Annotated in this window: 5 protein-coding genes and 1 pseudogene; 1 reads left to right on the plus strand and 5 read right to left on the minus strand. The window is 71.5% G+C overall.

Annotated elements, in window-relative coordinates; all coding sequences use genetic code 11:
* The 4 genes from D8M29_RS08455 to D8M29_RS08470 form a co-directional block, all read right to left on the minus strand.
* A partial coding sequence (locus D8M29_RS08455; protein WP_148111555.1) for a MerR family transcriptional regulator occupies positions 1-353 on the minus strand: 353 nt, incomplete at its 3' end.
* Between the two features lie 12 nt (positions 354-365).
* Positions 366-791, minus strand: coding sequence for an FHA domain-containing protein (locus D8M29_RS08460; protein WP_049146965.1), 426 nt, complete (start codon positions 789-791; stop codon positions 366-368).
* A gap of 101 nt (positions 792-892) precedes the next feature.
* On the minus strand, positions 893-1,279 hold the full coding sequence (gene gcvH / locus D8M29_RS08465; protein ID WP_002854607.1) for a glycine cleavage system protein GcvH: 387 nt from the start codon (positions 1,277-1,279) through the stop codon (positions 893-895).
* 85 nt (positions 1,280-1,364) lie between these two features.
* Positions 1,365-2,900 carry a peptide MFS transporter gene (locus D8M29_RS08470; RefSeq protein ID WP_080981706.1) on the minus strand — a complete coding sequence of 512 codons (1,536 nt, stop codon included), beginning with the start codon at positions 2,898-2,900 and terminating at the stop codon, positions 1,365-1,367.
* A gap of 100 nt (positions 2,901-3,000) precedes the next feature.
* On the opposite strand from D8M29_RS08470, the gene D8M29_RS08475 reads away from it, so the two are divergent.
* Entirely contained in the window at positions 3,001-3,522 is a 522-nt protein-coding gene (locus D8M29_RS08475) for an adenine phosphoribosyltransferase (RefSeq protein WP_049146961.1), read from the plus strand.
* Positions 3,523-3,696: 174 nt separating this feature from the next.
* Here D8M29_RS08475 and D8M29_RS08480 read toward each other — a convergent pair.
* A pseudogene (locus D8M29_RS08480) lies at positions 3,697-5,004 on the minus strand (AAA family ATPase); the annotation flags it as partial.
* Between the last annotated feature and the right edge of the window lie 128 nt (positions 5,005-5,132).

Genomic DNA, 5,132 nt, shown 5'->3' on the forward strand with positions numbered 1-5,132 from the left:
AGCCGCTCCGCGTCCGAGGACGCCGGGACCGCCGCGGTTCCGGGCAGGCCGGTGGGGCGTTCGCCGCGGTCCAGCGCGGCCAGGTGGTCGGCGATGACCTTGAGCGGCAGGAAGTGGTCGCGCTGCAGGGCGAGGACGAACCGGAGCCGGTCCACGTCCCCGGGCCGGAAGCGCCGGTAGCCGGCGGGAGTCCGCTCGGGCAGGACGAGGCCACGCTCCTCCAGGAAGCGCACCTTGGACGCGGTGACGCCGGGGAATTCGGCTTCGAGGGCGGCCACGACCTCGCCGATGCCCAGCCGGCCCGCAGGGCGGGCGGCGGGGACGGCGTCGGGTCGCGGGCGCGGATCGGTCACGGGGATGACGGCTCAGCCCCGCGCCGGTGCGGCGTAGTACGTGAGCCGGTATTTGCCGATCTGCACGTGCATCCCGGAGCGCAGCAGGATCTCGTCCACGCGGTCGTGGTTCACGAAGGTGCCGTTGAGGGAGTTCAGGTCCACGAGCCGATGGCCGCCGTCCTCGGCCCGGAACTCCGCGTGACGACGGGAGACCGTGACGTCGTCGAGGAAGATGTCCGCGTCCGGGTGGCGCCCCACGGAGACCACGTCCTCGTCCAGCAGGAAGCGGGCGGACTGGTCCGGGCCCTCGTGGGCGAGCAGCAGCGCGGAACCGGCCGGGAGGGCGCGGATCGCGTCCGACTCCTCGCGGGTGAGGTCCGCCGAGACCAGCGGCGCCAGCTCGGTGAGGTTGATGGCGGAGGTGGACAGGTCCGGTTCACGTCCGGGCTGGTTCATGGGGTGCTCCTGTGCGGGGGCCGGCGCCGCGGCGCCGGATGGAGAGACGAAGGGGACGCCGTCGCCCCGCCGGCCAGCGACGGGGCGACGGCGGACGGGGCTCAGCTGGTGTGCGAGGCGTAGCCCTCGGCGTCCATGAGGCCCTCGAGCTGGGCCTCGTCCGCGAGGGTGATCTCGAACAGCCAGCCGCCCTCGTAGGGGGCAGAGTTGACCAGGCCGGGCTCGCCGTCGAGCTCGTCGTTGACGGCGGCCACGGTGCCGGAGACCGGGGCGTAGATGTCCGAGACGGACTTCGTGGACTCGACCTCGCCCACCGCGGTGCCCGCGGTGACCTCGGTGCCGACCTCCGGCAGGTCCACGTAGACGACGTCACCCAGCGCATCCTGGGCGAAGTCGGTGATGCCCACGCGGACCGTGCCGGCGGCACCGGCCTCGGCGATCCACTCGTGCTCGGCGGAGTACTTCAGGCCTTCGGGGATGGAGCTCATGGAGTGCGCGTCCTTTGTGTGGTCGGGAGTGATGACGTCGTCTCGCAGACTACCGAGCGGCGCGTGATTCGCGCCACTGGCGCGCTCAGAGCACGCCGCGCATGCCGCGACGCACCGGCTTGGCGATGGCCAGCACGAGCAGGCCCACGCCCAGGGTGACCGCACCGATCATGCCGAAGTAGCCCACCTCGTTCTGCTCCGAGTAGGAGCCGGCCAGGGAGCCTGCCAGGGCCGTGCCCAGGGCGACGGACAGGTTGTACAGCGACACCATCATCACCGGGTAGCTGCGCGGGGCGACCTTGGTGGCCAGGGAGAGGCCCACCGGGGAGACGAGCAGCTCGCCCATGGTGCAGACGAAGAGGATCAGCGTCAGCCACAGCAGCGGCACGGCGACGACGTCGGCCACCGGGATGAACAGCAGGAAGGCGATGCCGATCAGGACGATGCCGATGCCGAACTTCACCGGGGTGGCGGGCTGGCGGGCGCCCAGCTTGGTCCACAGCGCGGCGAACACCGGGGCGAACACGATGATGAAGATCGGGTTGATGGAGTTGACCCACTCCATGGGCATGAGCCAGCCGAACAGGTTCCGGTCGAGGCGGTGCTCGGAGTACAGCGCGATCACGGTGAACTGCTGCTGGAAGAGGGCGAAGAACACGGACGTGCCGATGAACAGCGGGATGAACGCCTTCACGCGCGAGCGCTCCTCCTCCGAGACCTTCGTCGAGGTCAGCAGGACCGCGAAGATCGCGATGGCCGCGACGGCGGCGAGCACGACGACGGCGTCGGAGAGGTTGTCCAGGGTGATGACGTCCGTGAGGAACAGGGCCACGACGACGGCGACCATCCCCAGGCCGATCAGGCCCCAGCGGCCGTACTGCGACCGCGGCAGCGGATCCGGGACCCGGTGCACGTCCGTGGGCAGGTTCTTGCGGGTCAGGGCGTACTGCGTCAGGCCGATGGCCATGCCGGCGGCGGCGAGGCCGAAGCCCACGTGGAAGCCCATCGTGTCGCGTGCCAGGCCGGTGAGCAGCGGGCCGAAGAGGGCGCCGATGTTCACGCCCATGTAGAAGATGGAGAAGCCGGCATCGCGCTTGGGGTCCTCGCGGGAGTACAGGGAGCCGACGAGGTTCGTGGCGTTGGCCTTGAGGCCGCCCGAACCGACGGCGACGAGCACGAGGCCCAGGGTCAGGCCCGGGACGCCCGGGACGAGGGCCAGCGCGATGTGGCCCAACATGATCCCGACGGCGCTGACGAACATGGTGCGCTCGGAACCGAGCAGGCGGTCGGCGACCCAGCCGCCGAGGATGCAGAACACGTACACCATGCCGCCGTAGGCGCCGACGATGCCCGTGGCCACGGCCGGGTCGATCCCGAGGCCGCCCTCCGCGGCGGTCCAGGACATGTAGTACACGAGCATCGCCTGCATGCCGTAGAAGGAGAAGCGCTCCCACAGCTCCACGGAGAACAGGTTCGCCAGCGGGCCGGGCTGGCCGAGGAACGGGCGGCCGCGCCAGTCGGGGGTGGCGTCGTCGGGACGGGTGGCCGTCGACGCCGCCACGCGGGCGGACGGCTCGACGTCGGGCACGCGGCCCGCGAGAGGATTCTGGGGATTTTCCACCGATCTACTGTCCTCCCCTGAGGGAGCCAGAGCAAACTCCCCGCCCGATGACGCCGATCACATCCGCGGCCCGGGCGGCGTACGTCCTAGAGTGGAGGCCGTGTCCGTCACCTCCGAGATCGCCCGTGCCCGCTCGCTCATCCGTGTGGTCCCCGACCATCCCAGCCCGGGCGTGGCCTTCCAGGACATCACGCCCCTGCTCGCCGACGCCCGCGCCCTGAGGGAGTGTGTTGAGGCCCTGGTGGCGCCGTTCGAGGGGCGGTTCGACCTCGTGGCCGGCCTCGAGGCCCGCGGGTTCCTGCTCGCCGGGGCGGCCGCCGTCCTGACAGGCACCGGCCTCGTGCCGCTGCGCAAGGCCGGGCGCCTCCCGGCGCCCGCAGCCCGCGCGGACTACACGCTGGAGTACGGGACCGCGAGCATCGAGGTCTCCGAGGACCTGCGGGCCGGGTCACGGGTGCTCCTGCTCGACGACGTCCTCGCCACGGGCGGCACCCTCGCCGCCGGCCGACGGCTCATCGAGGCACGGGGTGCGGAGGTGGTGGGCGCGGCCTGCCTGCTGGAACTCAGGGCCCTCGGCGGCCGGGCCGTCGTGCCGGACACGCACGTGCTGTTCGCGTCCTGAACCGCCCCGCCCGACCGACGGAGAGTGGCGGACCAGGCTGCTCCGCGCCGGGTACGACGAAGCCGGAGCCCCGAACTGCTGAACTCCGGCTTCGTCGACGTGGTCGGGCTAGCGGGATTTGAACCCACGACCTCTTGACCCCCAGGCGTCCAGACCGTTCATACTTCTCCGAAAATGCGACGTGACGGCGTAGCCGAGCTCCAGATGCTCGGCCGCGTAGTCGGCCGGGATCACGACGGAGCCACCTCGCTTCCGGCCAGCACGGCGGAGGGCGAGGGAGTCGTCGTCGCGGACGTCGGTGACCGTCCACCTGTTGCTGTTGCTGACCCAGCCACGCCCGGAGCGCAGGCGCCGGTCGTTGTGTCGGGTGATGACGGTGTCCCCGGCGGCGGCGCGGGTGCCGTCGTGCAGTTCGACTTCGCGGAGGGCGTTCACGATGCCGTCAAGGATCAGCTCGGCGCGGGCTCGCCGGTTGAGGGCGAGCACGGCTTCGTTGGAGTCGGCCACGAGCACCGCCGCCCGCCCGGCCAGCGTGTCGGCGCGCCACGCCCGGTAGGCGACTTCGACCATCGCCTCGCTGTCGCCTTCGGCGATGCGGCCGTGGTCCGCGTAGGCGTTGATGACGCTGGTGTCGCCGTGGCGCAGGCCGAGGGAGGCAGTCTTCTCCCAGGCGTGGGCGAGGCGGTGCACGGCGGTGAGCTCGGGGGCGTCATCCCGGTCGTGGACGAGCATCGCGTAGGCGCCGGCCGCGGTCGGCAACTGGAGCTGAGCGTAGTCCCCGACGACCAACGTCTTCGCCCCGGCCGCGGTGGCGAGGGCGGTGATGCGGTCGAGGGCGAGGGTGCCGGCCATCGACGCCTCATCGACGATGACGAGCTGCCCCCGGCGGAACGTGGCCCCGGTGCGGTCGTGGGTGTCCAGCCACTTCGCCGTGTTCTCGGCGGCAATCCCGAGGTCGTCGGCGAGGACGTGCGCCGCGACCGCGGACGGAGCGAGGCCGACGACAGAGCCTCGGCCGTGCTCGTGCTCCCACGCTCGGCGCAGCGCGTTCATCGCCGTCGTCTTCCCAGCCCCGGCCGGCCCTACGAGCACGTCGATCATCCGGCCTGACAGCGCGATCCTCGCCAACGCGTCCGCCTGGTCCGGGCCGAGGGTGCGGCCCTCCCGGTCGGGCCGGGCCGTGATCCGCTCTACCGTCGCCAACGGCACGGTCGGGCCGGTAGTGGTGCGGGCGCGCTCGAGGAGGCGGTCTTCGGCCGCCAGCAGAACCTCGGAGGAGAACACGGCCGAGTGCTTCGGCCGGAACACTGATGTGCCATCCGAGCGGCGGAACGCCGCGGGGCTCGAAGCGAGCTCGGGCGGGGTCAGCCGCAGCGACACGGACTCGGCGGCGTCGACCACGAGGCCGACGATCGCTTCCCGGTCTTCGGTGGAGGCGAACCTGTAGCCGGTGGTCTGCCGGGCGGCCTCGGCCATCAGGTTCTGAGCCGCCCCCTTCATTCGGTCCGGACGTTCTGTGAGTCGCCGGTTTCCATTTGATGGGTGCACTGCCGAGCGTACTCGGCTGGGGTTAGGTAGCCGAGCGAGGAGTGCCGGCGGTGGTGGTTGTA

The sequence above is a fragment of the Micrococcus sp. HSID17227 genome, assembly GCF_003989405.1.
In the GTDB taxonomy this organism is placed as follows: Bacteria; Actinomycetota; Actinomycetes; order Actinomycetales; family Micrococcaceae; genus Micrococcus; species Micrococcus luteus.